We start from the raw sequence: 24,474 nt of genomic DNA on the forward strand, positions 1-24,474 counted from the left end.
TGTGGTATCTCCTTCAGAGACTCAGGCGCAAGGCGAGGGCGGCGAGGGTGATCAGCAGCACCGGCAAGGTCAGCACGATGCCGACCTTGAAGTAGTAACCCCAGGTGATGGTGATGCCTTTGCGCGCCAGGATATGCAGCCACAACAAGGTGGCCAGGCTGCCGATCGGGGTGATCTTGGGGCCCAGGTCGCTGCCGATCACGTTGGCGTAGATCATCGCGTCCTTGACCACGCCCACGGCATGGCTGGACTCGATCGACAGCGCGCCGATCAGCACCGTCGGCAGGTTGTTCATCGCCGACGACAACAGCGCCGTCAGCACGCCGGTGCCCATGGCCGCGCCCCATACGCCGTAGGTGGCAAAGGTGTCGAGCCAGGTGGCGAGGTAGGTGGTCAGGCCGGCGTTGCGCAGGCCGTAGACCACCAGGTACATGCCCAGGGAAAAAATCACGATCTGCCACGGCGCTTCTTTCAACACTTTGCGCGTAGAGATCTTGTGGCCCTTGGCGGCGATCACCAGCAGCAACACAGCGCACACCGCGGAAATCGCACTGATGGGAATGCCCAGCGGCTCTAACGCGAAACAGCCCACCAGCAAGATGCCCAACACCCACCAGCCGGCACGAAAGGTCGCACGATCATGGATGGCGCTGGCGGGGTCTTCGAGGTCGGCCGGGTCGTAGGCCTGGGGAATATCCCGGCGAAAGAACCACAGCAGGACCGCAAGGGTGGCGGCGACACTGACGAAGTTCACCGGCACCATCACTGCCGCGTATTCGTTGAAGCCGATCTTGAAGTAATCCGCCGAGACGATATTCACCAGGTTCGACACCACCAGCGGCAGGCTCGCGGTATCGGCGATAAACCCCGCGCCCATCACAAACGCCAGGGTCGCTGCCGGAGAAAAGCGCAAGGCCAGCAGCATCGACATGACGATGGGCGTAAGGATCAACGCGGCGCCGTCGTTGGCAAACAGCGCCGAAACCAGCGCGCCCAGCAGCACCATATAGGCAAACAGCCGCCGGCCACGCCCACGGCCCCAACGCGCCACATGCAGGGCGGTCCAGGCAAAGAAGCCGGCCTCGTCGAGCAACAGGCTGATGACAATCAGCGCAACAAAGGTGCCGGTGGCGTTCCAGATGATGTGCCACACCACGGGGATATCCGCCAGGCTGATGACCCCGCAGGCCAGGGCCAGAATGGCGCCCATGCTTGCACTCCAGCCGACCCCCAGGCCCTTGGGCTGCCAGATGACCAGGACGATGGTGAAGATAAAAATGCCAATTGCGACAAGCATGAATTAACGCTCCGATGGCTCAGCAGCAGGTGCTGGCCCGTTGTGGTCGGTCGCCCATGGCAGCAAGACGCTGCGCGTCGTGGTGCAACCAGGGCTGGTTGGCTTGCAAGGTGGTGTCCAGCACTTGAGTGACCCATGCGGGCAGTGCCGGGTTGATGCGGTAGTAGATCCATTGGCCCTGACGACGATCCAGCAGCAACCCGCCACTGCGCAGTTGCGCCAGGTGACGGGAGATCTTTGGCTGGCTGTCGTCCAGAGCATGGATCAGTTCGCACACGCAAAGTTCGCCTTCGCGCAGGATCAATAACGTCAGGCGGGCGCGGGTGGCGTCGGCCAGGCATTTGAACAGAGTGGGCGGGGAGAGGGGATCCGACATGATCAAGGTCTTTCATATATGGTTATACGAATATACGAATATCCATATATGTAGGTCAAATCCTGATTTCGATTGATGTGGATCAAACGCCCTTCAATCCGCCACAAGTGACTGAAATTAAAATGAAACACGAATGTCCTAAAGTGCCTGCCCATTGCTGATGAAGGATGAACCCGCGTGACCCGTGCCACTCGCAACCTGCGCAAGACCCTCGATTCCGTCGCGGACAATAACGAAACTGCGGCGTTTGACCTGATGCGCGCCGTCGAAAAACTCGGCGATGAAGTGCTGCGCCAACGCCTGCTCAATACCATTCACCGGCTCAATCAGGACGCCCATGAACTGCGTGAGGCGCGTGAATCGGTGGAGCAGGTGTCGGTCAAGCTCGCCTGAGTGCGCAAGATCGTTCAAGACAACCTGCTTTAAACGCTGGCATGCTTGTCGACTGTTTGTCGATGAGCCGTCTCCATGCCTGCTGCCTTACCGCATTACGCCTTCGCCCGCGGCGCCATCGCCGTTATTCCGTTATCCCTGGCCTGTGCGCCGTGGGGGCTGCTCGCCGGCTCCATGGCCATCGACGCGCAATTTACCCCGCTGCAGGCCCAGGGCTTGTCCGCCATCGTGTTTGCCGGTGCCGCGCAGTTGGTGGCCATCGGCATGGTCAAGAGCGGCGCCAGCCTGATTTCGATTGTGCTGACCACCTTGCTGCTGACTTCCCAGCACTTGCTGTATGGCATGCACATGCGCCCGACACTCTCGTCACTCAACGCCCGTTGGCGCATGAGCCTGGGCTTTTTGCTCACTGATGAGTTCTTCGCACTGGTCAACCACTATGACCGTGAGACGTTCAATCGCTGGTATGCGTTGGGGGTGGGGCTGACGTTTTACATCGCCTGGAACCTTTTTACCCTGGCCGGCATTGTGCTTGGCAAAAGCATTCCCGGGCTTGACCAGTTGGGGCTGGAGTTTTCGATTGCTGCGACCTTTATCGCGTTGATTACCCCGGTGGTGCGTGATGTGCCAACGGTGGTGTGCGTGGCGGTGTCGCTGCTGTTTTCGGTGTGGCTGAGCTTTCTGCACTGGGAGTCGGCGGTGGTGGTGTCCGGGGTGTTGGGCATGAGTGCAGGGTTTGCCTGCAAGCGACTGGGGGTAGGGCAGAAGTGATCTACATCATGATTGTGGCCATGGGGCTGGTGGTTTTCCTTAACCGTTACCTGTTTATCGAGCCGCGTTTGCCGGTGCGGCTTAACCGTGGGGCGCGGGAGTTTTTGGGGTTTGCAGTGCCTGGGATGCTGACGGCGATTTGCGGGCCGATTATTTTTCTCGCTGATCACAAGCTGAATTTGAGCCCGACGAATCCTTATTTGCTGGCGGGTGTTTGTGCGGTGGCGTTGATGTTCTGGACGCGTAGCGTGTTGATTACGGTGCTGTTGAGCATGGGGTTGTTTTATTTGTTTCGCTGGTGGTTTTGAGGGGCACGCCTTGGTGTTGCTTTTGCTGTGGCAACCCCGGCTCCCACAGGTTGACCGCATCTCGCCCTGAAATCGCAGGCAAAAAAAGGCCCGCGGGAGAGCGGGCAGAAGGGATACTTCTTAAAAATGAGCCTGCTGACTATAGGGGCCAGGCGCACCCTTCACAGTGAAACAAAGTTCATGCACGCATCAGACAATCACCGGAGAGTGGTAAAGTCGCATTTTTTCCAAAGGAAGCAATGGCATGCGAAAGCTGGTAATTGGCGCATTGGCAGTGGCCGCACTGTCCGGCTGTGCGGGCTCGAAGATGAAGGACGCGCGCAGCGGTCAGCCCTACAAGACCCTGGCGTCGGACAAGGCCACATTGGTGGTAGCCCAATGCATTCAGTTCGGCTGGCAGGACGAGGCGGTGTTCGGCGTTGATGCCGGTGGCTTCAAAGAGCCGCTCGAAGCCGGTGGTTTTACCGTCTACACCACGGGCGGTGACTACTTCGCCGATGTGCGCGTAGCCGGTGCCGGTTCCAGCGTCAACTACTATGCCGCCCAGGACACAATGCCGGCCAAGCGTCGATTGGCCGCACTGGCAACCTGTCTGTAAGCTGTCTCCTTAGCATTTTTCGGAAACGCCCGGCGGGACAGTCGCGGGGCATAGGTTTATCATTCGTTTCGCTCGCTCGACGTGATGGCTCTTTACCAGTACACGGACGTCGAGGCCTTATCGTCGAGCGGGCCTCGTTTTCTTCCTAGCGCGGCATGTAGCCCAAGTGCCAGCGCCGGGGAATCTTCAGTGATACCAGCCCCAGCACGGCGGCCAATGCGCCACTGACCAGCAGCGCCTTGAGCCCGAGCTGGTGCTCCAGCACCGCGCCGATCACGGCGCCCACGAACATGCCGACCCACGGCACCAGTTGCACCCGCCAACCATTACGCCGCTCCCCCAATATCCAGCGCCCCAGCCCGCGGCCAAAACGTGAGAGCGCGCCGGTCACATAGGTCAGGCCCACCGGCAAACCGTTGACCTCTTCCACGGCCGCATTGAGCATGCCCATGGCCAGGATCGCCGCCAGCAGCGCCGGCAATGTATCGTCGAAGGGCCACAGCGCCGCGCCGCACAACAAGGCGGCGATACACAGCAGCAAAGGCAGCGCATGCCGGCGGCTGAAGCGGCTGACCACCACACCCAGTGCGTTGCCCAGCACAAACATCGCCACCAGCAACAGCAGGCGCCCGGTCAGGCCCAGGTCGCCGGCGCTGATCGCCACCGCCAGGCGCGTGGTGTTGCCGCTCATGAATGAAACAAAATCCCCGCTGGCCATAAAGCCAATCGCATCGGTCATGCCCGCCAGCACCGACAGGCTGGCCACCAGCATCAAGCCGACCCGCCCGCGCCAGCGTTGGCGATGGGCAAGTGCTGCATTGGCGTAAGGCCTTTGGGACGAAGGCAACATAGGACCGGGCTCCGCGGTGAGATTATTCGGCCACTACCGTAGGACGCTTCGGCCGCGCATGCAATGACCTCAGACACTTTCCAGTCGCCAGCCGCTGGGCTGCCAGATCAAATGGTGGGTCGGCCGGATCGCCTGGATGAACGCCTCGTCATGGGACGCCGCGACAATCGCCCCGGTAAACCCGCGCAGCGCCTGTTCAAAGGCCAGTACCGATTCCAGGTCCAGAGGGTTGGTGGGCTCGCCCAGCAATAGCAGTTGCGCCGGGGAATCGCGCCACAAGGCGATCGCCATTGCGGCTTTCAAGCGTTCGCCGCCGCTCAGTTGGCCGGTGGGTTGGGTGACGCGCACCGCGTCCAGTTGCAACAAGGCCAGGCGCGTGCTCAGCTCGGCTTCGGCCAGAGGCGTGTCGAGCAGGTTGAGTTGTTCGACGATGGAACGCTCATCCATCAGCAGCGCCAGGTGCTGATCGATATACGCGGCGGGTATCGACACCGTGCAGGCGCCGCTGACCGCCTGCCATTGGCCTGCCAGCAGCTTGAGCAGCGTGGACTTGCCGCAACCGTTCGGCCCACGCACGGCCACGCGTACCGGGCCGATCAGGTTGAGCGAGAGGTAAGTCGCCGGCTGGTGCGGGTCAAGCCACGGCAGTTGGGCATGCTCCAGGGTGAGTAGGTGTCGGCCGTTGGGCAAGGCCGAGCCGGGCAGGGCGAGCAAGGTCGGGGTTTCATCGGCGACACGCGCATAAGCCTGGCGCACCTGCCCATCCAGCTCATTCTTGTAGGCGTGGTGAGCGCTGCGCACCGTGCTGACGATTTCCTTGGCGGCGCCTTTCCAGCGGGCTTTGGTAAAGCGATCAACGTTGGCGGTTTCGGCGTGCTTGCGTGAGCGTGCGGCATTGCGTTGCAGGTTGTCGTGATCTTTTTGCAGGCGCTTGCGTTCGCGGCTGCGTTGCAGGCGAGCATGCTCGAGCGCCATGGCGGCAGCGTGCTGTTCGGTCTCGCGTTGCTGGCGATAGGCAGCGTAATTGCCGCCATACACACGCATGCCAAGGGGCGACAGCTCGACGATGCGCCCCAGGGTATTGAGCAGCTGTCGATCATGGCTGACCACCACCAAACCGCCGCGCCACTCGCGCAAAACCCGCAGCAGCCACTCGCGTCCATGGCTGTCGAGGTGGTTGGTGGGTTCATCCAGCACCAGCAGATCCGGCGCCGCCAATAGCGCACCGATGACGGCAACCCTGGCCAACTGGCCGCCACTCAGCTGATTGGCTGGCGCGTCAAAGCCGAGCGCGTGTAAACCTGCGCCATCGAGTGCGGCACGCAAGCGTTCGGCAAGGTCCCAGCGATCGTCAATCAGCTCAAGGTCACCGGCCCGGGCCTCGCCTCGGGCCATGCGCCCAAGCGCGGCCAAGGCCTGGGCGGTATCGGTGATCTGCGCAAGGCTTGCTCCCGGTTGCAGCGTCAGGCTCTGTGCGACGTAAGCTACGCGGGCCTTGCCGTTCAGCTTACCGGAAGAGGGCGCAAGCACCCCGGCAAGCAGCTTCGCCAGGATACTTTTACCGCGACCATTACGGCCGACAATCCCGGTGGGTGTGTAATCAATGGACAGGGTGAGATCGTCCAGCAAGGTTTCGCCATTGGCGAACTGGAAGCACACGTGTTGCAGGGAAACCAATACGGGCAGGCGTTTGACGTCAGTCATCAGCACCTCCAAAAAAATGTCGAACAGGCCAACAAGCGCGCCAGGCGGCTGGTTGCAGGTACATTTTGGAAGGCTTAGTGGTTCACGTCGGCGCTCATCCCGTGAGTCAGAAGGGACCCGAAGGCTAACTCAGCTTGGCGCCCTTGGGCAAGTCAGTGGCCAATTGCTCGAGGAACATCGCCAGCGCGACTTCTTCGGCTTTGAGGCCCTTGCGCACCCGTGGTTTGGGCAGTTTGGACAGTTCGCCCAGGCTGAAATGCTCCAGCACGGCAGGGTGGATGTAGCACTTGCGGCACACCGCTGGCGTATTGCCCAACTGCTTGGCGACATCTTTAACCATCGCCACCACGTGGCGCTTGGCATCGGATTCGGGCTGCCACTGCAACTCGCGCAACACCGCCAGGGCCATGGCGGTGCCGGCCCAGGTGCGGTAATCCTTGGCGGTGAAATCGGCGCCGGTGAGGCTGTGCAAATAGGCATTCACGTCGTGGGAACTGACAGTGTGGCGCTCGCCGTCTTCGTCCAGGTACTGAAACAGATTCTGCCCCGGCAACTCCAGGCAGCGCTTGACCACCGTGGCCAGGCGCCGGTCCTTGACGCTGACCTGGTGCTCGACGCCACTCTTGCCGCGAAACTGGAACTGGATCTCGCTGCCCTTGATGTCCACATGGCGGTTGCGCAGGGTGGTCAGCCCGTAGGATTTGTTGTCGCGGGCATATTGGGTGTTGCCGACGCGGATCAGTGTGGCGTCCAGCAGCATCACCACGGTGGCCAGGACTTTTTCACGGGTGAACCCCGGCGCGGCGATTTGCGCTTCCAATTGCTTGCGCAGTTTGGGCAAGGCATTGCCGAACTCTTGCAGGCGCGAGTATTTGTCGGTGTCGCGCACTTCGCGCCAGCGCGCGTGATAGCGGTACTGCTTACGGCCTCGGGCATCACGGCCGGTGGCTTGCAGATGCCCGCGCGGGTCGGCGCAGATCCATACATCGGTGTAGGCCGGTGGCACGGCCAGGGCATTCAGGCGTTTGATTTCATCGGCATCGGTGATGCGCTGGCCTTTGGGGTCGACGTAGTGAAACTTGCCACGCAGCTTTTTGCGGCGGATGCCGGGTTGGGTGTCGTCCACATAATGCAGGTCGCGGGGCAGGTCGGCAGGCAGCGCAGAGTCGGGCATGGTGCAGGTTCCTTGGCAACAGATCAGGCCGGTATACCTGATTGACCACAGGGTTTTGCGCGGGTGCCAAATACTTACGCCAACACCGCCACCGCCTTGATTTGCGCCCACAACGCCTGGCCCGGATGCAGGTGCAGCTGGTCGCGGGAGAAGCGGGTAATCCTCGCCAGCAGCGGCGTACCGCCGGCATCCAGGCGCACCAGCACGTGGGCGCTGTTGTCCGCCGCTATTTCCTGGGTGACCGTCACCGGCAAGCGGTTGAGGATGCTGCTGGCTTCCTCGGCGTGCAGGCTGAGGCTGACGTCGCGCGCCTGCACCTTGACCCGCAACGGTTTGCCCAACGCCAGCGGTGCATGAGCCACGCGCATTTGCAACGGGCTGTCGGGCAATTGCAGGGTGAGCAGTTGATAGTGTTCATCGTAGGCAAGCACGCTGCCATTGATGACCACCCCGGCGTCATCGCCCAGCGCCATCGGCAAGTCCAGGCGTGCCAGGGTTTCGCCGATGGGGCCGCTGGCCAGGGCCTTGCCGTCACTTAACAGCACGATGTGATCGGCCAGGCGCGCGACCTCATCCTGGGCATGGCTGACGTACAGCACCGGAATATCCAACTCATCGTGCAGGCGTTCGAGGTAGGGCAGAATCTCGCTTTTGCGCTTGCTGTCCAGGGCCGCCAGGGGTTCATCCATCAACAACAACTGCGGGCTGGTGAGCAGCGCGCGGGCGATGCCGACGCGCTGACGTTCGCCGCCGGACAAGTGCTGCGGGTGGCGTTCAAGCAAGTGGCCAATGCCGAGCAGTTCGGCCGCCTGGGCCAGGTGCACGCGGCGAAGCGAGCGTGCAATACGCTTGAGGCCGAATTCCAGATTGGCGCGCACCGACAAATGCGCAAACAGGCTCGCCTCCTGGAACACATAACCCAATGCGCGCTTATGCGGCGGCACAAATATGCCGTTGCGGCTGTCTTGCCAGACCTCACCGTTAATTTGGACCAATCCGTCTGCAGCCCGCTCAAGCCCGGCGATACAGCGCAGGCAGGTGGTCTTGCCGGAGCCGGAATGCCCATACAGTGCGGTCACGCCACGGCCGGGCAGGTGCAGGTCCACGTCCAGCGCAAAACCCGGGTACTTCAGGTTCAGGCGTACATCAATCATGGCGGTCAGCTCCAACCCATTCTGGTTTTACGGCTGGAATAGAGCGCCAGCAATACGAGAAAAGCGAACACCACCATGGAGCCGGCCAGCCAGTGGGCCTGGGCGTATTCCATGGCCTCGACGTGGTCGTAGATCTGCACCGAGACCACGCGGGTCTTGTCGGGGATATTGCCGCCGATCATCAGCACCACGCCGAACTCACCGACGGTGTGAGCGAAGCCCAGAATCGAGGCGGTGATAAAACCAGGGCGGGCCAGGGGCAGGATCACCGTGAAAAATGTGTCCCAAGGGTTGGCGCGCAGCGTCGCCGCCACTTCCAGTGGGCGCGTGCCAATGGCGGAGAAGGCGTTTTGCAGCGGCTGCACCACAAACGGCATGGAATAGATCAGCGAGCCGATCACCAGCCCGGCGAAACTGAACGTCAGGGTGCCCAGGCCCAGCCATTGGGTGAACTGGCCGAAATAACCGTTGGGGCCCATGGTCAACAGCAGGTAAAAACCGATGACCGTCGGTGGCAACACCAACGGCAACGCGACAATCGCGCCTATGGGGCCGCGCCACCAGGAGCGGGTGCGCGACAGCCACAGGGCAATCGGAGTGCCGATGATCAGCAGGATCACAGTGGTCAGTGACGCCAGTTTGAGGGTCAACCAGATGGCGGAAAAATCGGCACTCGACAGCGGCATGTTCAGTGGGCCAATTCGTAACCGTAGGACTTGATCACCGCAGCGGCTTTTGGCCCCTTGAGGTATTCAACCAAGGCTTTGGCCGCCGCGCTGTCCTTGCCTTTATTGAGGATCACCGCGTCTTGCTTGATCGGGTCATGCATGGCCGCCGGAACGATCCACGCCGAACCGCTGGTAACCTTGCCGTCCTTGTAGATCTGCGACAGCGCAACAAAACCCAGCTCGGCGTTGCCGGTGGACACGAACTGGTAGGCCTGGGTGATGTTCTGGCCTTCGACCAGCTTGTCCCTGACCTTCTCGGTCAAGCCTTCTTTAGCCAGCACTTGAGTGGCCGCCAGGCCATAAGGCGCCGCTTTGGGGTTGGCGATGGACAGGTGCTTGAAGTCGTTTTTCTTCAGCACCTCGCCCCTGGCATCCACATAACCTTCTTTGGCCGACCACAGCGCCAGGGTGCCGACCGCGTAGGTGAAGCGTGAACCTTTGACCGTGTCGCCTTCGCTTTCAAGCTTTTGCGGGGTGGTGTCATCGGCGCTGAGGAACACTTCGAACGGCGCGCCGTTCTTGATCTGGGTATAGAACTGGCCGGTAGCGCCGTAGGCCGCGACCAACTTGTGGCCGGTGTCTTTTTCGAAATCGGCGGCCATCGCCTGGATCGGCGCGGTGAAGTTGGCGGCGACAGCCACCTGGACTTCATCGGCGTGGGCAGTGCCGAGGGCAAAGGCGGCAATAAGGGGGGCCAGGCGTGAAGCGCGGATCATCATGAAGCAGCTCCTTGGGGGTATACGGCATGCTCTAGGCAGAAGGCTCTACCGCTATGTATGAGAATATATAGCGGTTGGCCATTGCCGGTACAGTGCAAAGTTGCCCCAGGTGTCAGTTGCGCTTGAGCTTGGCCAGCACCTGTTCGGCCAGCTGACGGGTCAGGTCATACGTGGAAATATCTCTACCCAGACGCAGTGCCTGGCCTGCCCACAGGTTGCTGAAGCCGGCTTCATCCCTGGCCTTGAGCGGCATCAGGGCGCCGCCAGAGGTGGGGAATGCCGGTGCCGATGGGTTGATCGCGCCCAGTTCACGCATCACCCGATTGACGATGCCGCGCGCCGGGCGGCCGGTGAACAGGTTGGTCAGCGCGGTTTCGCTGGCCTGGGCATGGCGCAAGGCATAGTGGTGTGACCCGCTGACGTTGGCTTCAGGGGTGAACAGGTACGCAGTGCCGATTTGCACCGCCGAGGCACCCAGGGCCAATGCCGCGACGACGCCGCGTGCATCGCCAATGCCGCCTGCGGCGATCACCGGCACCTTCACCGCGTCAACCATTTGCGGCACCAGCGCCATCAAGCCGATTTGGGTGTTGAGGTCGTCACTGAGGAAAATCCCTCGGTGCCCGCCCGCTTCAATGCCCATTGCAATGATTGCATCGCAGCCATGCTGTTCGAGCCATATGGCTTCTTCAACGGTGGTCGCCGAGGACAGCACCTTGGCACCGGTGGCTTTAACCCGATCGAGCAAGGCTTGTTCCGGTAGCCCAAAGTGAAAGCTCACCACCTCGGGGCGAAACTCTTCGACGACTTTGCAGGCGGCCTCGTTGAACGGCGCGCGGTTGGACACCGGGGTGGGTGCATCAAAATCGGCGCCCAGTTCGCGGTAGTAGGGTTCCAGCAACGCCTTCCAGCGCTGGTCACGCGCTTGATCAGCCGGTGGCGGTTGGTGGCAGAAGAAATTGACGTTGATCGGGCCATTGCTGGCTTGGCGAATGGTGCTCAAGGCTTCGCGCAGTTGCTCGATGCTCAGCGCGGCGGCGGGCATTGAGCCCAAGGCGCCGGCCTGATTGGCGGCAATGACCATCGCGGTGGTGGTGGCGCCGGCCATCGGCGCCTGGATGATCGGCACGTCGATGCCCAGCAGGTCGAGAATGCGGGTGTCTGGCCAGGTGCTCATGGGATGCGTCTCCAGCGTGAGTAAGACTTTGCGCTGTTTTAGCAGGGCCATTGGCACCCGGCCAGTCTGTTTTATTCACTGGACGATGTGGCGGTTTTGTGCTTTTTCGTCAGTCGATGGCATGCCCCAACACCGTATGAATGCGCTCGGCGATATGCGCGGCGTGGGTTTCCAGGGCGAAGTGGCCGGTGTCCAGCAACTCGATCACGGCATTGGCATTGTCGCGCTTGTAGGCGTGGGCGCCGGGTGGAATGAAGAACGGGTCGTGCTCGCCCCAGATCACTAGCGTTGGCACCTGCGTGGCTTTGAAAAATGCCTGGAATTGCGGGTACAGGGTGAGGTTGTTGCGGTAGTCGAGAAACAGGTCCAACTGGATCTCGTCGTTGCCGGGGCGCTGCATCAACAGCACATCAAGCATGTAGGACTCCGGCGCAATCAACTCAGGTGTACTCACGCCGTGCAGGTATTGGTAGCGCGTGCCTTCCAGGCTGATCACCGCGTTGCGGATCACCTCGCGGTTGGCCTGGCTGGGCTCGGCCCAATAGGCACGAATCGGTGCCCAGGCATCGCCGAGGCCTTCCAGGTAAGCGTTGCCATTTTGCGAGACCAGCGCGCTGACCCGTTGAGGGTGCGCCACCGCCAGCCTCAGGCCAACCGGTGCGCCGTAATCGAAGACGTACAGGGCGTAGCGCGTGAGTTTCAGTGCATCGACAAAATGCCCCACGGTGGTTGCCAGGTTGTCGAAGCTGTAGTGGTAGTCGCGTTCTGCAGGCACTTCGGTAAAGCCGAAACCTGGCAAGTCCGGGGCAATCACCCGAAACCGCGTGGCCAGCAGCGGGATCAGGTCGCGGTACATATGCGAGGAACTCGGAAAGCCGTGCAGCAGCAAAATCACCGGGGCCGCCGGGTCGCCGGCTTCACGGTAGAACATGCGCACGCCGTCGGCGTCGACGTGGTGGTAGCGAACGGCAGGGGCTTGGATAGACATGATCAGTACGCCTTTTGTAACTTGATTGGTTTGTTTTAGTGGTTACATTCTCTAAAAATCTGCGCTCAAAATTGTAACCTGTCAAACGTTTTATACCGGTTATAAACTTGCCGGGTGTAACTACACAAAAATGAAAATAACGGTTACGATTGCGCCGTGATCAAGAGGATTCACCATGGCCATCTCTACGCCCTCAGTTGCACCGCTCGAACCTTATGTCCTGGCCGATGAGCCCGTGCTGGACATGCTCAATACCCTGGCGACTATCGACGGCGTGCCGTGGGATTTCTGGCAGGCGGACGCGGACGTGCAGCGTTGGCTGGTGCGTTTGCAGTGGGCCGAGGCGGGCGGCATTCCGGTATTTGCAGACGGTGCGTTGCTGCGCGCCGCGCGGGAGCTGCGTGAGGTGATTCGTGAATTGGTCGCCGCACGCAAGCAGGGCCAGGCGGGCAACCCGGCGGCCCTCAATGGCTTTTTGCGCAAGGCGGTGAGCCACCCGCAGCTGCTTTGGCCGGCATCCGGCGCGCCGCAATTGGAGCGCCAACGCAAAGTGCAGACCGCCGAGCAATTGTTGTCGCCGCTTGCCGAAGCCGCAGCTAATTTATTGGTGGCCGGCGACTTCAACCTGATTCGCCGCTGCGAGCATCCTGAATGCATCCTGTGGTTTTACGACCGGACCAAGGCTCACAAGCGCCGCTGGTGCAGCATGGCCTTGTGTGGCAACCGGCATAAGGTGGCCGAGTTTCGTAAACGAAAACTGGGGCTTTAACGGCGAGGGCGCTGCAAGCGATCAAATAACAGCCGGTGTCTATATCGGTATTCCCTAGGGTTTCACCGACTGTTCGCGTTCCAACAGTTGCCGTTTGCGCTCTACGCCCCAGCGGTAGCCCGACAGTTCTCCATCACTGCGCACCACGCGGTGACAGGGAATCGCCACCGCCAGGCTGTTGGCGCCACAGGCCTGGGCCACCGCGCGAAATGACTTGGGCGCGCCGATCTGCGCAGCTATCTGCGCGTAGCTGGCGGTGCTGCCCACCGGGATGTCGCGCAGTGCCTGCCACACGCGCTCCTGAAAGGCGGTGCCGCGCAAATCCAGGGGCAAATTCAAACCCAGGGCAGGGGCTTCGATAAAGCCCACGACCTGGGCGATCAACTGTTCGAACGCATGATCTGCGCCGACCAGTTCGGCTTTGGGGAACTGGTCTTGCAGGTCGCGCAGCAGGGCGTCCGGGTCATCGCCCAATAAAATCGCACACACGCCGCGTTGGCTTTGCGCCACCAGAATCGCCCCCAGCGAACATTGGCCCACGGCAAACAAAATCGTGCTGTTGGTGCCGCCGGCTTTGTAGTCGCTGGGCTTCATGCCAAGCACTTGATTGGCGGATTCATAAAAGCGGCTGTTGGAATTAAAACCCGCGTCATACAACGCATCCGTCACCGAATGCTCGCCCTTGAGGCTGTGGCGGACTTTGCGCGAACGCAAGGCGTTGGCGTAGGCCTTGGGTGTCAGCCCGGTCACCGCTTTGAATACGCGGTGAAAATGGAACACGCTTAGCCCGGCGCCATGGGCGAGGGCTTCCAGGCTGGGCGCGGTTTCGGCCTGCTCGATCTGCCTGCATGCCTCGGCCACCAGCTGGGCGTGATGGGCCGCCAATTGCGTCTGGTCGCCGGCCGCGCGTTTGCTCGGACGATAACCGGCCGCTTCAGCTTGTGCCGGGGTGTCGAAGAACTCGATGTTTTCCCGGCGTGGCAACCGCGAGGCGCTGCTGGGGCGGCCATACACGCCGGTGGTTTTAACGCCGTAGACAAACAGGGCGTCGGCCTTGGCATCGCGGGCGACGATAGCGGCCCAGCGTGGGTCTTGTTCGGTGGTCATGGCCTGCACTCTTGACGGATCACGGCCAGATTAACCGCGTTGCTGATGGCCGACACTCTGAAGCTTGCGGTCAAATTAGCCGGCGGTGCGAAAGGTCAGGTTGATGCGCTGCGGGCCCATGACCGCATGCACGTCTTCCTTGATTGGCATCACCCCATGAAAACGCAAGCGATCGACACCGCCCCAGACCACTACGTCGCCGTGGAACAGTGAAACTTTCTGGGTTTTGTCGCTGCGCTCGTGGCCGCCAAACAGGAATATAGCCGGCAAACCCAGGGAGATTGAAACGACTGGTGCGCTATAGACACGTTCGTTTTTGTCTTGATGCAGGGACATCTTGGCGCCGGGCACATAGCGGTTGATCAGGCAGGCGTCCGGGGCAAATGCGCTGAAGCCAGCTTCGGCTGCGGCAAGCGTGGCCAATTCACGCAACGTCTCGGGCATAACCGGCCAGGGCTGCTGATTGCGTGGGTCAATGGGGCTGTAGCGGTAGCCGGCGCTGTCGGTGGTCCAACCCAATGCGCCGCAACTGCTCAGTGCAGCCGACATGGTGAAACCGCCGGGTGTGACCATTTGCCGGAACGGCGATTGGGCCAACACCCGTCGCAACTCAGGCAGCAGGCGGTCAATCCAGGGCAGGGCGAAGCCCTTTAGCACGTAGGACTCTTCGCCAATCTGCTCGCGCCCCGCCGGTTGCTGCAAGGCATCCTCAGCGAACAGATCTGCCGTCGGGCCTGGCATGGTTTACAGCGCCTTGCTCACGGTGATGTCGGTGATTTCATCGGTGGCATCGTGGATTTTTGCCAGGGCTTCCTTGGCTTCTTCAACGCTTCCCGATTGCAGCAGGGCGAATTCAAAGCGACGTTCGCCATTGAGCTTGTACTTCATAACGTATTTAGTCACAGCGGTTTTCCTGTCGAGGGTTCGGCTCAGCTTAGTTTGGTGCTGGTGCGGCGAACAATGCGAATCTTGTGGGACAACGCAGGTTTGCGGGTAACGCTGATGGCGCGGCGCGTGACCACATCCAGGGTAATGTTCCAGAACCCGGTGCTGGGGGCGGTGATTTTCGCCGGAAATTTGTCAAACGCGCCGCCATGGTAGGTGTGGCGGCCGCCGTTCTTGAAACTGCGGAAATTGGCATCGCTCATCAGGCGAATGTTGCAGGTCTGCGAGCATTCGATGACAACGATGTCGCCCTCGTTGAGGTGCTCGCGCTGGTGGATGAATTTCATGGGGGTGTCTCCAGAAGGGCTTTTTCTGAAAAATCAGAATGATACGTAGGTTAAGATAGAGTTTATCAGCCCTGACGCGATTATTATCGGGTCGTCGTCGACGACTTCGACAATTTAAAACAGTTATTTCCCGAGTTTTCAGAGATAAATCCTACATATGCGGGAGAAATTTCCTCTCTACGCTGTCGTAGGGTCTTTATCGGAGGTTTAAGTATGAAGTGGAGTGTGTTGGTTCTGGCCTTGGCGTTAGGTGGATGTGCTTCGGTTGCAGATATCAAGCAGACCCCGCCAACCTTAGTGGTTATTTCAGGCAAAAAACCGCCTGAATATGCCGCGTGTGTGGTCCGAAAACTGGAAGCGACGCGCCGGCCGCCGCAGATTGAGCCGCATAAGGACGGTGTACAGGTTATTGTGCCGCAGAAATTCTCGGCCGACCCTTCGGCAATCTTCGAGATCGAAGAGCGCTCCAGCGGCAGCAGTATCAAGCTCTATGAAAGCATGTCAAATGTGCCGATTCGCCCAGGCGACATCAAGAAAGCCGGGGAGGATTGCATCTCCGGCTAAGCCTCTGGTTTATCCGCGTACTGAACCCGATAGAAAAGCCTGACCCTGCCGTTGCAGCGTCAGGCTTTTTTTTGCGTCTATCGGAGTGTTCTCGCTTAAGGATCATTGCCCTACTATTTGTAGGCCTATGCGTTTGTAGTCTAAGCCTATAACTATAAGGAAGGAGCCGTGATGATGTTTCTGGAACGACTGTTGATAGGCAGTGTGTTGCTGTTGCTAGTGGGCAATGCCCACGCGCTGGCGGGAAAAAAGGTCTTTACCGAAGGCGACTCACAGCCCGGCGCCATGCCCTGCGTAGCTTGCCGCGGCGGCGAAGGGCAGGGGCAAAAGGTCGGTGACAGCTATGTGATGCGGCCGCTGTGGGGCAAGGATTCCCACAACTGGGACGCCGGCATGCATCGAATCAACACGGCTGCGTCGTTCATCCGGGTCAAGTTTCACGCCAATGACGGGGTCAATCTTTACGGTCAGACGGTAGAGGGCGTGCTGATCGGGCAGGGCATCCGTTAAACTGTCGGCCACTCAACGCGCCATTCAATGCAAAGATGCCGCTCAAACCCTGGGTTTGCGCGGCATTTGTCCTTCCTGGAAAGCCCGTCATGAAACGAGAACACGTTAAAGCCCGACATGCCGAAGGCCAGATAACGGCCACCCATGTCATCCAGAACCCCGCCGACCTGGGCGAGTGGATCGTATTTTTCAAGAAGAGCGGCGGTCGCAGTTACTTCCTGGTTGACGATCAGGACGAGGTTGAGTCATTCCCGCGCCTGGACGACCTGATCGAGACCTTGCGTGGCCTGGGGATCAAGTTCGCCGAAGTTCATCTGTAGCGCGCAGGGTTACTTGCACACCACCACGACGCTGCGGCTTTTGAAGTTGCCCACGTCCTTACCCAGGGTCTTGTCGCTTTCCTTGAGTGCCGGCGTGCCTTCGGTGCCGACGATGCGGTAGCCGGTGCCTGCACACGAAGCGTCAGCTTTTTCGTAGCAACTGGCCCACGAATTGGCCTCGCCCGAGCAGTCGATAGTCAGGCCTTGCTCGCCGTTTTTCAGGTAGGTGTCGGACGTGGTGGTGCAGCCGGTCATCAGCGCCAGGGCCGCAGTCAGTGCCAGAATCTTGTTCATGAGTTGGGTCGTCGTTGAGGGTGTAGGTGGGGCGCAGACACTGTCGTGGGGCGTTTTCAGCAAGATTATAGCGAACGGCCATCAAGGTACAGACAAACACAAAAAAGCCCCGTCGACCGGGGCTTTGTGCGCAAGCAATGACGCTTACTTTTTATCTTTTGGGCGCTTGCTCGATGCGTGGCCGGCTTCGTCCACAAACACTTCAGCCACCGCAACGGCCATGCTTTCGCTCGCGAATACCCCGGCGACGCTGTCGCCGTGGAAGTTGATCAGGTGCCAGCCGTCCGCTCGCTTGGTGATCAGGTAGCCGTTTACGCCTTTGGGTTCTGACATCTATCAATCTCGTGGTGTGGTTCAGGCGAACAATGATAGCGCCAATTGGCCCCGAGGCGCGCAAGTTGTTGCAGGCCAGTGCCGTGCAGCGAAAAGCGTGCTAAAACCATTGAGGCGCTCGTAAGCGAAGGGGCGATGACGGGTTATATCGCCTCCCGAATAAATGCTCTTCGTAGGATCAGCGGAACTTACGCGCACATTTTTTCTCTATGTTGACATCGCAACGCCAGCAGGACCCATTGTAAGGTGACTGCGGCCTGATTAGACTGCGCCGAATTCCGTACGCACAGCCCTTTGTAAGGACTTATATGATCAAGAAATGCTTGTTCCCAGCAGCCGGTTACGGCACTCGCTTCTTGCCAGCGACCAAAGCCATGCCCAAAGAGATGCTGCCGGTGGTGAACAAGCCACTGATTCAGTACGGCGTCGAAGAGGCACTGGATGCCGGCCTGAACGAAATCTCCATCGTTACCGGCCGTGGTAAGCGCGCGCTGGAAGACCACTTCGACATCAGCTACGAGCTGGAAAACCAGATCAAGGGCACCGACAAGGAAAAGTACCTGGTCGGCATCCGTAAACTGCTCGACGAGTGCTCGTTCTCCTACACCCGTCAAACCCAGATGAAAGGCCTTGGCCACGCCATCCTCACCGGCCGCCCGCTGATCGGTGACGAACCGTTCGCCGTGGTCCTGGCGGACGACCTGTGCGTCAACCTGGAAGGCGACGGCGTACTGACCCAAATGGTCAAGCTGTACCAGAAATACCGTTGCACCATCGTTGCGGTTCAAGAGGTCGACCCTCAGGAAACCAACAAGTACGGCGTGATCGCCGGCGACGACATCGGTGATGGCCTGATCCGTGTGCGCGACATGGTTGAAAAGCCGGCGCCGGAAGACGCACCTTCGAACCTGGCGATCATCGGTCGTTACATCCTGACGCCGGATATCTTCAAGCTGATCGAAGAAACCGAGCCAGGCAAAGGCGGCGAGATTCAAATCACCGACGCCCTGTTGAAGCAAGCCAAAGATGGCTGCGTGATTGCCTACAAATTCAAAGGCCGTCGCTTCGACTGCGGTGGCGCTGAAGGCTACATTGAGGCCACCAACTTCTGCTACGAGCACTTCTACAAGACCGGTAAGGCTTACTGATTCACAGTAGCTCGCCCAAAAGCCACCTTCGGGTGGCTTTTTCGTTTTTCAGCCCCATGTAAGTCGGTATGCTGATGAGCTGCCGAGGAGAGTGAAATGGCCTACGATTTTGATCTGTATGTAATTGGCGCCGGTTCCGGCGGTGTTCGCGCGGCGCGCTTTGCCGCAGGCTTTGGCGCCAAAGTGGCGGTAGCTGAAAGCCGTTACCTGGGCGGTACCTGCGTGAACGTTGGCTGCGTGCCGAAAAAACTGCTGGTGTACGGCGCGCATTTCGCCGAAGACTTTGAGCAGGCCAGCGGTTTCGGCTGGTCACTGGGTGAAGCGAACTTTGACTGGGCGACCCTGATCGCCAACAAAGACCGCGAAATCAACCGCCTCAATGGCATCTACCGCAACCTGCTGGTTAACAGCGGCGTGACCCTGCACGAAGGGCACGCGCGTTTGGTTGATCCGCACCAGGTAGAGATCAATGGCGAGCGCTTTACGGCCAAACACATCCTGATCGCAACGGGCGGCTGGCCGCAGATCCCGGAAATTCCGGGGCGTGAGCATGCCATCGGGTCCAACGAGGCGTTCTTCCTCAAAGAGCTGCCCAAGCGCGTGCTGGTCGTTGGCGGTGGCTACATCGCCGTCGAGTTTGCGGGCATCTTCCATGGCCTGGGCGCGCAGACAACCTTGCTGTATCGCGGCGACCTGTTCCTGCGCGGGTTTGACGGCGCGGTGCGCACGCACCTGAAGGAAGAGCTGACCAAGCGCGGCCTCGACCTGCAATTCAATGCCGATATCGAGCGCATCGACAAGCAGGCCGACGGCAGCCTCAAGGCCACCCTCAAAGACGGCCGCGTGCTCGAAGCCGACTGCGTGTTCTACGCCACCGGCCGCCGCCCGATGCTCGACAACCTGGGGCTGGAAAACACCGGGGTCAAATTGGATAAGCGTGGCTTTGTCGAAGTCGACGACCTGTACCAGACCGCCGAAGCCTCGATCCTGGCGATTGGTGATGTGATCGGGCGGGTGCAATTGACGCCCGTCGCGCTGGCCGAAGGCATGGCGGTTGCGCGTCGGCTGTTCAAGCCTGAGCAATACCGTCCGGTGGATTACGCGATGATCCCGACCGCGGTGTTCAGCCTGCCGAATATCGGCACCGTGGGCCTGAGCGAAGAAGACGCGAAGCAAAACGGCCATAACGTGCAGATCTTCGAAAGCCGCTTCCGGCCGATGAAGCTGACGTTGACCGATTGCCAGGAAAAAACCTTGATGAAGCTGGTGGTCGACGCCGACACCGACAAAGTCCTGGGTTGCCACATGGTCGGGCCGGATGCGGGTGAGATCGTCCAGGGCCTGGCGATCGCGCTCAAGGCGGGTGCGACCAAGCAGCATTTCGATGAAACCATCGGCGTGCACCCCACAGCGGCGGAAGAGTTCGTCACCATGCGCACGCCTGTGGCGGGCTGATCAGGCCTCGGCAGTTGCCTCTGGCGGCGTTGCAACGACGGCCGCCAGGCGCAATGCCTCGATGCTGGCCTGCGCCTTGATCAGGTCCAACTCCAGGGTTTTGCTGAGCTGCTGTTGCTCGCTCAGCGCCGCCTGGCGCGCTTGACTGTCCTCTATCGCAACCCGCAAACGCTCCTGAAGCAGGGTGCGTTCGCTGTCTATCCGGCCAAGCTGTTCGCTGAGTGTTTGCTGTTGCGCCTGGTCCTTGCGTGATTGCTCCTGCAAGGCGGTCAATTCCTTGCTGGTCACGCGGTGCTCGATCAACAGTCGCTCATTATCGCGATGCAGCTGGGTGATCTCGTCCTGACGCACCATGGCGCTTTGTTGCGCCTGGCGCAGCTCGGCCTGCACCTGCTGCAACTGGCCTTCATGGCGCCGTTGTTCCTGCTCGCGTTGCTCCTTGACCGCATTGCGGTAGTGCTCAAGCGCGTCGCGGGCGTGCAGGTGCTTGTCTTCCAGTGAGCGAATCTGCTCGTCCTTGTCATTGATGCGCAACTCGTAATCGCTGCACGCCTGGCTGAGCCCCGCATTGCGGGTTTGTTCGGTTTGCAGGCTGGTGCTGGCGGTCTGCAAGGCGGCGCTTTCTTCGGCGAGTGCGGCGGCCTGGATATCAAATTGCTGCTTGAGCTGGCCGTGGGCTTCTTCAAGCGCTTGCACCTGAGCGAGCAGGGCGGCTTTTTGCCGTTCGAATTGCGCCAGCGCCAAGTCAATCGGCTCCTGGGCCTTGTCTTTAAGGCGCTGGGCCAGCCGCGCTACCAACTCGCCCAGCTCGTCGTCGATGGGCGCCTGGGTGATCGTCAGCCGGGTTTCGCTGTCATCGAGTTCCTTTAAGTACCGGTGAATCGTGGTTTTTGAGCCGGTATTGCCCATCTCGATGCGTACCGCATCGATGCTGGGGTTTTCGCCACGGGCCAGGATCGCCAGGCGTGCCGTTTGAACCACTGCTTTGTTTATGCCGCCGCGTGCCATGGGGTCTCCGTCGATTTAGTACTGTGGTACGTGGTATGTAAATACATACTATATCACGGATAAAATACCGTTAAAATTAATGAATTAACAGATGGGATATTGGCGTATTATCCCGTGTTATAGCGGTTTTAACTGTTAATACACCCGCCAGCAGTACGAATAGGCCTTTTATGAGCGACCTGGACCGTTACCTCAACGCCGCCACCCGCGACAACACGCGGCGCAGCTATCGCGCGGCGATCGAGCATTTTGAAGTGAGCTGGGGCGGGTTCCTGCCGGCCACCAGCGACAGCGTGGCGCGCTACCTGGTGGCCCATGCCGGGGTGCTTGCGGTCAACACCTTGAAGTTGCGGCTCTCGGCGCTGGCGCAGTGGCACACCAGCCAGGGTTTCCCGGACCCGACTAAGGCTCCGGTGGTGCGCAAGGTGCTCAAGGGCATTCGGGCGGTGCACCCGGCGCAGGAAAAACAGGCCGAGCCTTTGCAGCTCAAGCACCTTGAGCAGGTAGTGGCAGCACTGGAGGTTGAGGCCAGGCAAGCGCTTGAGGCGCAGGATCAGCCGCGATTGCTGCGCGCCAAGCGCGACACCGCGCTGATCCTGCTGGGCTTCTGGCGCGGCTTTCGCAGCGACGAGTTGTGCCGCCTGAACATCGAACACGTGCAAGCGGTGCCCGGCGCCGGCATCAGCCTGTACCTGCCGCGCAGCAAAAGTGACCGCGACAACCTCGGCAAGACCTACCAGACCCCGGCACTGCTGCGCCTGTGCCCCGTGCAGGCCTACAGCGAATGGCTGAGCGTTTCGGCCCTGGTGCGCGGCCCGGTGTTCCGTGGGGTAGACCGCTGGGGCAACCTGGGCGGGGAGGGGCTTCACCCCAACAGCGTGATCCCGTTGCTGCGCCAGGCCCTGGAGCGCGCGGGCATCCCTGCCGATCAATACACCAGCCACTCACTGCGCCGTGGCTTTGCCACCTGGGCCCACCGCAGCGGCTGGGATTTGAAGTCGCTGATGAGTTACGTCGGCTGGAGCGACATGAAATCCGCCATGCGCTATGTTGAAGCGACACCCTTTTTGGGCATGACCTTGGCGACCCAACCGCTGCTTTGAGATTTCTTCTATTAATACGCAGACCTGATAGAGAAAACCAATCGTCAGCATCAGGTTTGCCAATGAGCCATCGATGGAAAGAGTGAGTAGGATTCATCTCATCAACTTTTCAACCACTGACGGAGAGTCACCGATGCCTATCATCAACAGCCAAGTAAAACCGTTCAAAGCGACCGCCTACAAAAACGGCAACTTCGTAGATGTGACTGACGCTGACCTGAAAGGCAAATGGTCGGTAGTTTTCTTCTACCCAGCCGACTTCACCTTCGTTTGCCCAACCGAACTGGAAGACCTGGCTGACAACTACGCCGAATTCCAGAAACTGGGCGTCGAGATCTACAGCGTTTCCACCGACACCCACTTTGCCCACGCTGCCTGGCACAACACTTCGCCAGCCATCGGCAAAATCCAGTACACCATGATCGGCGACCCAACCCTGACCATCTCGCGCAACTTCGACGTACTGATCGAAGAAGCCGGCCTGGCAGACCGCGGTACTTTCGTGATCAACCCGGAAGGTCAGATCAAAATCGTTGAACTGAACGACGGCGGTGTTGGCCGTGACGCTTCCGAGCTGCTGCGCAAAATCAAAGCCGCTCAATACGTCGCTGCTCACCCAGGCGAAGTTTGCCCAGCCAAGTGGAAAGAAGGCGAGGCTACTCTGGCTCCGTCCCTGGACCTGGTCGGCAAGATCTAAGTCTGTGAAACATCAAGGGCGGATTGCCGCACCTTAAGTAAGCTGCACCGCCCTCAAAACGCCCGGGCGAGATTCGCTCGGGCGTTTTTTTGTCTGCAATAAACCGAATTAACAGGAAATCGCCCGTATGTTGGATGCCAATCTTAAAGCTCAGTTGAAGTCATACCTGGAACGGGTCACCCAGCCGATCGAGATCATCGCCTCCCTCGACGACGGTGCGAAATCCCAGGAAATGCTTGCCCTTTTGCAGGACGTAACCAGCCTCACCACGCTGATTACCCTCAACACCGATGGCAATGATGCGCGCAAGCCGTCGTTCTCCATCAACCGCCCGGGTGCCGATATCAGCCTGCGTTTTGCCGGCATCCCCATGGGCCATGAATTCACTTCGCTGGTGCTGGCCCTGTTGCAAGTCGGTGGCCACCCGTCGAAGGCCAGTGTCGAAGTGATTGAACAGATTCGTGCCTTGAAAGGCGAGTTCAGCTTCGAGACCTACTTCTCGCTGTCGTGCCAGAACTGCCCTGACGTGGTTCAGGCGCTGAACCTGATGGCCGTGCTTAACCCGAACATCCGCCACGTCGCCATCGACGGCGCGCTGTTCCAGGCTGAAGTCGATGAGCGCCAGGTCATGGCGGTGCCCAGCGTGTACCTCAATGGCGTGAACTTCGGCCAGGGCCGTATGGGCCTGGAAGAAATCCTCGCCAAGCTCGACACCAGCGGTATCGAAAAGGCTGCCGAGAAAATCAGCGCCAAAGACGCCTTTGATGTACTTGTTGTGGGTGGTGGCCCGGCCGGTTCCGCTGCTGCGATCTACGCTGCACGTAAAGGCATCCGCACCGGCGTGGCAGCTGAGCGCTTCGGCGGCCAGGTGCTGGACACCATGTCCATCGAAAACTTCATCTCCGTGCAGGAGACCGAAGGGCCGAAACTGGCCAGCGCGTTGGAAGCCCATGTGCGTCAGTACGACGTGGACATCATGAACCTGCAACGTGCCAGCAGCCTGGTGCCGGCCAAAAACGCCGGTGACTTGCACGAAATTCGCTTTGAAAGCGGTGCGACCCTCAAGTCCAAAACCGTGATTCTGGCCACCGGCGCCCGCTGGCGCGAAATGGGTGTGCCGGGCGAGCAGGAATACAAGGCCCGCGGCGTGTGCTTCTGCCCGCATTGCGACGGCCCGTTGTTCAAGGGCAAGCGTGTGGCAGTGATCGGCGGTGGTAACTCCGGCGTTGAAGCGGCCATTGACCTGGCCGGTATCGTCAGCCACGTGACCTTGCTCGAGTTCGACAGCAAATTGCGCGCCGATGCGGTGTTGCAGCGCAAGCTCCACAGCCTGCCGAACGTGGACGTGATCACCAGTGCGCTCACCAGTGAAGTCAAAGGCGATGGCCAGAAAGTCACCGGCCTGGCGTACAAGGATCGTGACAGCGGCGAGTTCAAGACCATCGAACTGGAAGGCATTTTTGTCCAGATCGGCTTGCTGCCCAACACCGACTGGCTCAAAGGCACGGTGGAATTGACCCCGCGCGGCGAGATCATCGTCGATGCGCGTGGCGAAACTTCACTGCCAGGCGTGTTTGCTGCCGGTGACGTGACGACCGTGCCGTACAAGCAGATTGTGATTGCGGTGGGCGAGGGCGCGAAGGCTTCGCTGAGTGCTTTTGATCACCTGATCCGCACGTCGGCACCGGCATAAATTC

29 protein-coding genes and 1 pseudogene are annotated in these 24,474 nt (G+C 60.1%); 13 read left to right on the forward strand and 17 right to left on the reverse strand.

Annotated elements, in window-relative coordinates; all coding sequences use genetic code 11:
• Positions 1-13: 13 nt before the first annotated feature.
• On the reverse strand, positions 14-1,297 hold the full coding sequence (locus tag AOA59_RS22450) for an arsenic transporter (protein ID WP_069787469.1): 1,284 nt from the start codon (positions 1,295-1,297) through the stop codon (positions 14-16).
• 19 nt (positions 1,298-1,316) lie between these two features.
• Positions 1,317-1,673: a metalloregulator ArsR/SmtB family transcription factor gene (locus AOA59_RS22455; protein WP_065929962.1), complete on the reverse strand. Its 357-nt coding sequence runs from the start codon at positions 1,671-1,673 to the stop codon at positions 1,317-1,319.
• 177 nt (positions 1,674-1,850) lie between these two features.
• Between AOA59_RS22455 and AOA59_RS22460 the strand changes: the two genes are divergently transcribed.
• From AOA59_RS22460 to AOA59_RS22475, 4 genes are all read left to right on the forward strand, one after another.
• Positions 1,851-2,066, forward strand: a complete 216-nt coding sequence (locus AOA59_RS22460) for a hypothetical protein (protein ID WP_065929963.1) — start codon at positions 1,851-1,853, stop codon at positions 2,064-2,066.
• 75 nt (positions 2,067-2,141) lie between these two features.
• On the forward strand, positions 2,142-2,837 hold the full coding sequence (locus AOA59_RS22465; RefSeq protein ID WP_058420359.1) for an AzlC family ABC transporter permease: 696 nt from the start codon (positions 2,142-2,144) through the stop codon (positions 2,835-2,837).
• Positions 2,834-3,145 carry an AzlD domain-containing protein gene (locus tag AOA59_RS22470; protein WP_065929964.1) on the forward strand — a complete coding sequence of 104 codons (312 nt, stop codon included), beginning with the start codon at positions 2,834-2,836 and terminating at the stop codon, positions 3,143-3,145. Before AOA59_RS22465 ends, AOA59_RS22470 begins: the two co-directional genes overlap by 4 nt.
• 244 nt (positions 3,146-3,389) lie before the next feature.
• Positions 3,390-3,743 carry a lipoprotein gene (locus AOA59_RS22475; protein WP_099489116.1) on the forward strand — a complete coding sequence of 118 codons (354 nt, stop codon included), beginning with the start codon at positions 3,390-3,392 and terminating at the stop codon, positions 3,741-3,743.
• A 145-nt stretch (positions 3,744-3,888) separates the two neighbouring features.
• Here AOA59_RS22475 and AOA59_RS22480 read toward each other — a convergent pair whose 3' ends face one another.
• From AOA59_RS22480 to AOA59_RS22515, 8 genes are all read right to left on the reverse strand, one after another.
• A complete protein-coding gene (locus AOA59_RS22480; protein ID WP_058420356.1) occupies positions 3,889-4,593 on the reverse strand; it encodes a YoaK family protein in 705 nt (234 codons plus the stop codon).
• Between the two features lie 69 nt (positions 4,594-4,662).
• A complete protein-coding gene (locus AOA59_RS22485) occupies positions 4,663-6,297 on the reverse strand; it encodes an ABC-F family ATP-binding cassette domain-containing protein (protein WP_099489117.1) in 1,635 nt (544 codons plus the stop codon).
• Between the two features lie 124 nt (positions 6,298-6,421).
• Positions 6,422-7,471, reverse strand: coding sequence for a DNA topoisomerase IB (locus tag AOA59_RS22490; RefSeq protein WP_099489118.1), 1,050 nt, complete (start codon positions 7,469-7,471; stop codon positions 6,422-6,424).
• A 74-nt stretch (positions 7,472-7,545) separates the two neighbouring features.
• Entirely contained in the window at positions 7,546-8,625 is a 1,080-nt protein-coding gene (modC, locus tag AOA59_RS22495; protein WP_099489119.1) for a molybdenum ABC transporter ATP-binding protein, read from the reverse strand.
• Between the two features lie 5 nt (positions 8,626-8,630).
• Positions 8,631-9,317 carry a molybdate ABC transporter permease subunit gene (gene modB / locus AOA59_RS22500; RefSeq protein WP_178076286.1) on the reverse strand — a complete coding sequence of 229 codons (687 nt, stop codon included), beginning with the start codon at positions 9,315-9,317 and terminating at the stop codon, positions 8,631-8,633.
• Positions 9,314-10,072 carry a molybdate ABC transporter substrate-binding protein gene (gene modA, locus AOA59_RS22505; RefSeq protein ID WP_099489121.1) on the reverse strand — a complete coding sequence of 253 codons (759 nt, stop codon included), beginning with the start codon at positions 10,070-10,072 and terminating at the stop codon, positions 9,314-9,316. Before modA ends, modB begins: the two co-directional genes overlap by 4 nt.
• A gap of 112 nt (positions 10,073-10,184) precedes the next feature.
• Positions 10,185-11,249 (reverse strand): nitronate monooxygenase family protein, encoded by a 1,065-nt coding sequence (locus tag AOA59_RS22510; protein WP_099489122.1) that lies wholly within the window; start codon positions 11,247-11,249, stop codon positions 10,185-10,187.
• 109 nt (positions 11,250-11,358) lie between these two features.
• Positions 11,359-12,237 carry an alpha/beta fold hydrolase gene (locus tag AOA59_RS22515; protein ID WP_099489123.1) on the reverse strand — a complete coding sequence of 293 codons (879 nt, stop codon included), beginning with the start codon at positions 12,235-12,237 and terminating at the stop codon, positions 11,359-11,361.
• A gap of 175 nt (positions 12,238-12,412) precedes the next feature.
• Here AOA59_RS22515 and AOA59_RS22520 point away from each other — a divergent pair, with 175 nt between their 5' ends.
• Positions 12,413-13,006: an ABATE domain-containing protein gene (locus AOA59_RS22520; RefSeq protein ID WP_065929973.1), complete on the forward strand. Its 594-nt coding sequence runs from the start codon at positions 12,413-12,415 to the stop codon at positions 13,004-13,006.
• Positions 13,007-13,060: 54 nt separating this feature from the next.
• Here AOA59_RS22520 and ada read toward each other — a convergent pair whose 3' ends face one another.
• From ada to AOA59_RS22540, 4 genes are all read right to left on the reverse strand, one after another.
• Positions 13,061-14,113 carry a bifunctional DNA-binding transcriptional regulator/O6-methylguanine-DNA methyltransferase Ada gene (gene ada, locus AOA59_RS22525; protein ID WP_099489124.1) on the reverse strand — a complete coding sequence of 351 codons (1,053 nt, stop codon included), beginning with the start codon at positions 14,111-14,113 and terminating at the stop codon, positions 13,061-13,063.
• Positions 14,114-14,188: 75 nt separating this feature from the next.
• Positions 14,189-14,854: a DNA oxidative demethylase AlkB gene (gene alkB / locus AOA59_RS22530; protein WP_099489125.1), complete on the reverse strand. Its 666-nt coding sequence runs from the start codon at positions 14,852-14,854 to the stop codon at positions 14,189-14,191.
• A 3-nt stretch (positions 14,855-14,857) separates the two neighbouring features.
• Positions 14,858-15,016 (reverse strand): hypothetical protein, encoded by a 159-nt coding sequence (locus AOA59_RS32440; RefSeq protein WP_017135489.1) that lies wholly within the window; start codon positions 15,014-15,016, stop codon positions 14,858-14,860.
• Positions 15,017-15,042: 26 nt separating this feature from the next.
• Positions 15,043-15,345, reverse strand: coding sequence for a DUF1883 domain-containing protein (locus AOA59_RS22540; protein ID WP_003173824.1), 303 nt, complete (start codon positions 15,343-15,345; stop codon positions 15,043-15,045).
• Positions 15,346-15,558: 213 nt separating this feature from the next.
• Between AOA59_RS22540 and AOA59_RS22545 the strand changes: the two genes are divergently transcribed.
• The 3 genes and pseudogenes from AOA59_RS22545 to AOA59_RS22555 all read left to right on the forward strand — a co-directional run bounded on the left by AOA59_RS22545 (position 15,559) and on the right by AOA59_RS22555 (position 16,739).
• On the forward strand, positions 15,559-15,909 hold the full coding sequence (locus tag AOA59_RS22545; RefSeq protein WP_065929976.1) for a hypothetical protein: 351 nt from the start codon (positions 15,559-15,561) through the stop codon (positions 15,907-15,909).
• A gap of 291 nt (positions 15,910-16,200) precedes the next feature.
• A pseudogene (locus AOA59_RS32700) lies at positions 16,201-16,419 on the forward strand (c-type cytochrome); the annotation flags it as partial.
• An 89-nt stretch (positions 16,420-16,508) separates the two neighbouring features.
• Positions 16,509-16,739, forward strand: coding sequence for a hypothetical protein (locus AOA59_RS22555; protein WP_065929978.1), 231 nt, complete (start codon positions 16,509-16,511; stop codon positions 16,737-16,739).
• A 9-nt stretch (positions 16,740-16,748) separates the two neighbouring features.
• Here the strand turns inward: AOA59_RS22555 and AOA59_RS22560 are convergent, their stop codons facing one another.
• Positions 16,749-17,033, reverse strand: a complete 285-nt coding sequence (locus AOA59_RS22560; RefSeq protein WP_017135492.1) for a hypothetical protein — start codon at positions 17,031-17,033, stop codon at positions 16,749-16,751.
• Between the two features lie 144 nt (positions 17,034-17,177).
• Positions 17,178-17,366, reverse strand: a complete 189-nt coding sequence (locus AOA59_RS22565; protein WP_017135493.1) for a hypothetical protein — start codon at positions 17,364-17,366, stop codon at positions 17,178-17,180.
• 308 nt (positions 17,367-17,674) lie between these two features.
• Between AOA59_RS22565 and galU the strand changes: the two genes are divergently transcribed.
• A complete protein-coding gene (gene galU, locus AOA59_RS22570) occupies positions 17,675-18,514 on the forward strand; it encodes a UTP--glucose-1-phosphate uridylyltransferase GalU (RefSeq protein ID WP_003212579.1) in 840 nt (279 codons plus the stop codon).
• Positions 18,515-18,610: 96 nt separating this feature from the next.
• Positions 18,611-19,969, forward strand: coding sequence for a glutathione-disulfide reductase (gorA, locus tag AOA59_RS22575; RefSeq protein WP_065929979.1), 1,359 nt, complete (start codon positions 18,611-18,613; stop codon positions 19,967-19,969).
• Here the strand turns inward: gorA and AOA59_RS22580 are convergent, their stop codons facing one another.
• Positions 19,970-20,977, reverse strand: a complete 1,008-nt coding sequence (locus tag AOA59_RS22580) for a DNA-binding protein (RefSeq protein ID WP_099489127.1) — start codon at positions 20,975-20,977, stop codon at positions 19,970-19,972.
• Positions 20,978-21,147: 170 nt separating this feature from the next.
• On the opposite strand from AOA59_RS22580, the gene AOA59_RS22585 reads away from it, so the two are divergent.
• The 3 genes from AOA59_RS22585 (at position 21,148) to ahpF (ending at position 24,470) form a co-directional block, all read left to right on the forward strand.
• Entirely contained in the window at positions 21,148-22,080 is a 933-nt protein-coding gene (locus AOA59_RS22585) for a site-specific integrase (protein ID WP_099489128.1), read from the forward strand.
• 133 nt (positions 22,081-22,213) lie between these two features.
• Positions 22,214-22,777: an alkyl hydroperoxide reductase subunit C gene (ahpC, locus tag AOA59_RS22590; protein WP_003173835.1), complete on the forward strand. Its 564-nt coding sequence runs from the start codon at positions 22,214-22,216 to the stop codon at positions 22,775-22,777.
• Between the two features lie 127 nt (positions 22,778-22,904).
• The gene (gene ahpF, locus AOA59_RS22595; protein WP_058420342.1) at positions 22,905-24,470 is read left to right on the forward strand and encodes an alkyl hydroperoxide reductase subunit F; all 1,566 of its coding nucleotides are present in this window, start codon (positions 22,905-22,907) and stop codon (positions 24,468-24,470) included.
• Positions 24,471-24,474: the final 4 nt, after the last annotated feature.

The organism is Pseudomonas sp. 2822-15 (assembly GCF_002742515.1).
In the GTDB taxonomy this organism is placed as follows: domain Bacteria; phylum Pseudomonadota; class Gammaproteobacteria; order Pseudomonadales; family Pseudomonadaceae; genus Aquipseudomonas; species Aquipseudomonas salomonii.

Bases quoted from the DNA above. Each gene is read 5' to 3' on its own strand.
- AOA59_RS22565 (WP_017135493.1), bottom strand. From the start codon at position 17,366: ATGTCAGAACCCAAAGGCGTAAACGGCTACCTGATCACCAAGCGAGCG.
- AOA59_RS22475 (WP_099489116.1), top strand. From the start codon at position 3,390: ATGCGAAAGCTGGTAATTGGCGCATTGGCAGTGGCCGCACTGTCCGGC.
- galU (WP_003212579.1), top strand. From the start codon at position 17,675: ATGATCAAGAAATGCTTGTTCCCAGCAGCCGGTTACGGCACTCGCTTC.
- AOA59_RS22520 (WP_065929973.1), top strand. From the start codon at position 12,413: ATGGCCATCTCTACGCCCTCAGTTGCACCGCTCGAACCTTATGTCCTG.
- AOA59_RS22585 (WP_099489128.1), top strand. From the start codon at position 21,148: ATGAGCGACCTGGACCGTTACCTCAACGCCGCCACCCGCGACAACACG.
- AOA59_RS22510 (WP_099489122.1), bottom strand. From the start codon at position 11,249: ATGAGCACCTGGCCAGACACCCGCATTCTCGACCTGCTGGGCATCGAC.
- AOA59_RS22480 (WP_058420356.1), bottom strand. From the start codon at position 4,593: ATGTTGCCTTCGTCCCAAAGGCCTTACGCCAATGCAGCACTTGCCCAT.
- AOA59_RS22560 (WP_017135492.1), bottom strand. From the start codon at position 17,033: ATGAACAAGATTCTGGCACTGACTGCGGCCCTGGCGCTGATGACCGGC.
- AOA59_RS22455 (WP_065929962.1), bottom strand. From the start codon at position 1,673: ATGTCGGATCCCCTCTCCCCGCCCACTCTGTTCAAATGCCTGGCCGAC.
- AOA59_RS22515 (WP_099489123.1), bottom strand. From the start codon at position 12,237: ATGTCTATCCAAGCCCCTGCCGTTCGCTACCACCACGTCGACGCCGAC.
- AOA59_RS22545 (WP_065929976.1), top strand. From the start codon at position 15,559: ATGAAGTGGAGTGTGTTGGTTCTGGCCTTGGCGTTAGGTGGATGTGCT.
- ada (WP_099489124.1), bottom strand. From the start codon at position 14,113: ATGACCACCGAACAAGACCCACGCTGGGCCGCTATCGTCGCCCGCGAT.
- AOA59_RS22450 (WP_069787469.1), bottom strand. From the start codon at position 1,297: ATGCTTGTCGCAATTGGCATTTTTATCTTCACCATCGTCCTGGTCATC.
- AOA59_RS22580 (WP_099489127.1), bottom strand. From the start codon at position 20,977: ATGGCACGCGGCGGCATAAACAAAGCAGTGGTTCAAACGGCACGCCTG.
- ahpC (WP_003173835.1), top strand. From the start codon at position 22,214: ATGCCTATCATCAACAGCCAAGTAAAACCGTTCAAAGCGACCGCCTAC.
- gorA (WP_065929979.1), top strand. From the start codon at position 18,611: ATGGCCTACGATTTTGATCTGTATGTAATTGGCGCCGGTTCCGGCGGT.
- modC (WP_099489119.1), bottom strand. From the start codon at position 8,625: ATGATTGATGTACGCCTGAACCTGAAGTACCCGGGTTTTGCGCTGGAC.
- AOA59_RS22485 (WP_099489117.1), bottom strand. From the start codon at position 6,297: ATGACTGACGTCAAACGCCTGCCCGTATTGGTTTCCCTGCAACACGTG.
- AOA59_RS22540 (WP_003173824.1), bottom strand. From the start codon at position 15,345: ATGAAATTCATCCACCAGCGCGAGCACCTCAACGAGGGCGACATCGTT.
- alkB (WP_099489125.1), bottom strand. From the start codon at position 14,854: ATGCCAGGCCCGACGGCAGATCTGTTCGCTGAGGATGCCTTGCAGCAA.
- AOA59_RS22490 (WP_099489118.1), bottom strand. From the start codon at position 7,471: ATGCCCGACTCTGCGCTGCCTGCCGACCTGCCCCGCGACCTGCATTAT.
- modA (WP_099489121.1), bottom strand. From the start codon at position 10,072: ATGATGATCCGCGCTTCACGCCTGGCCCCCCTTATTGCCGCCTTTGCC.
- ahpF (WP_058420342.1), top strand. From the start codon at position 22,905: ATGTTGGATGCCAATCTTAAAGCTCAGTTGAAGTCATACCTGGAACGG.
- AOA59_RS22555 (WP_065929978.1), top strand. From the start codon at position 16,509: ATGAAACGAGAACACGTTAAAGCCCGACATGCCGAAGGCCAGATAACG.
- AOA59_RS22465 (WP_058420359.1), top strand. From the start codon at position 2,142: ATGCCTGCTGCCTTACCGCATTACGCCTTCGCCCGCGGCGCCATCGCC.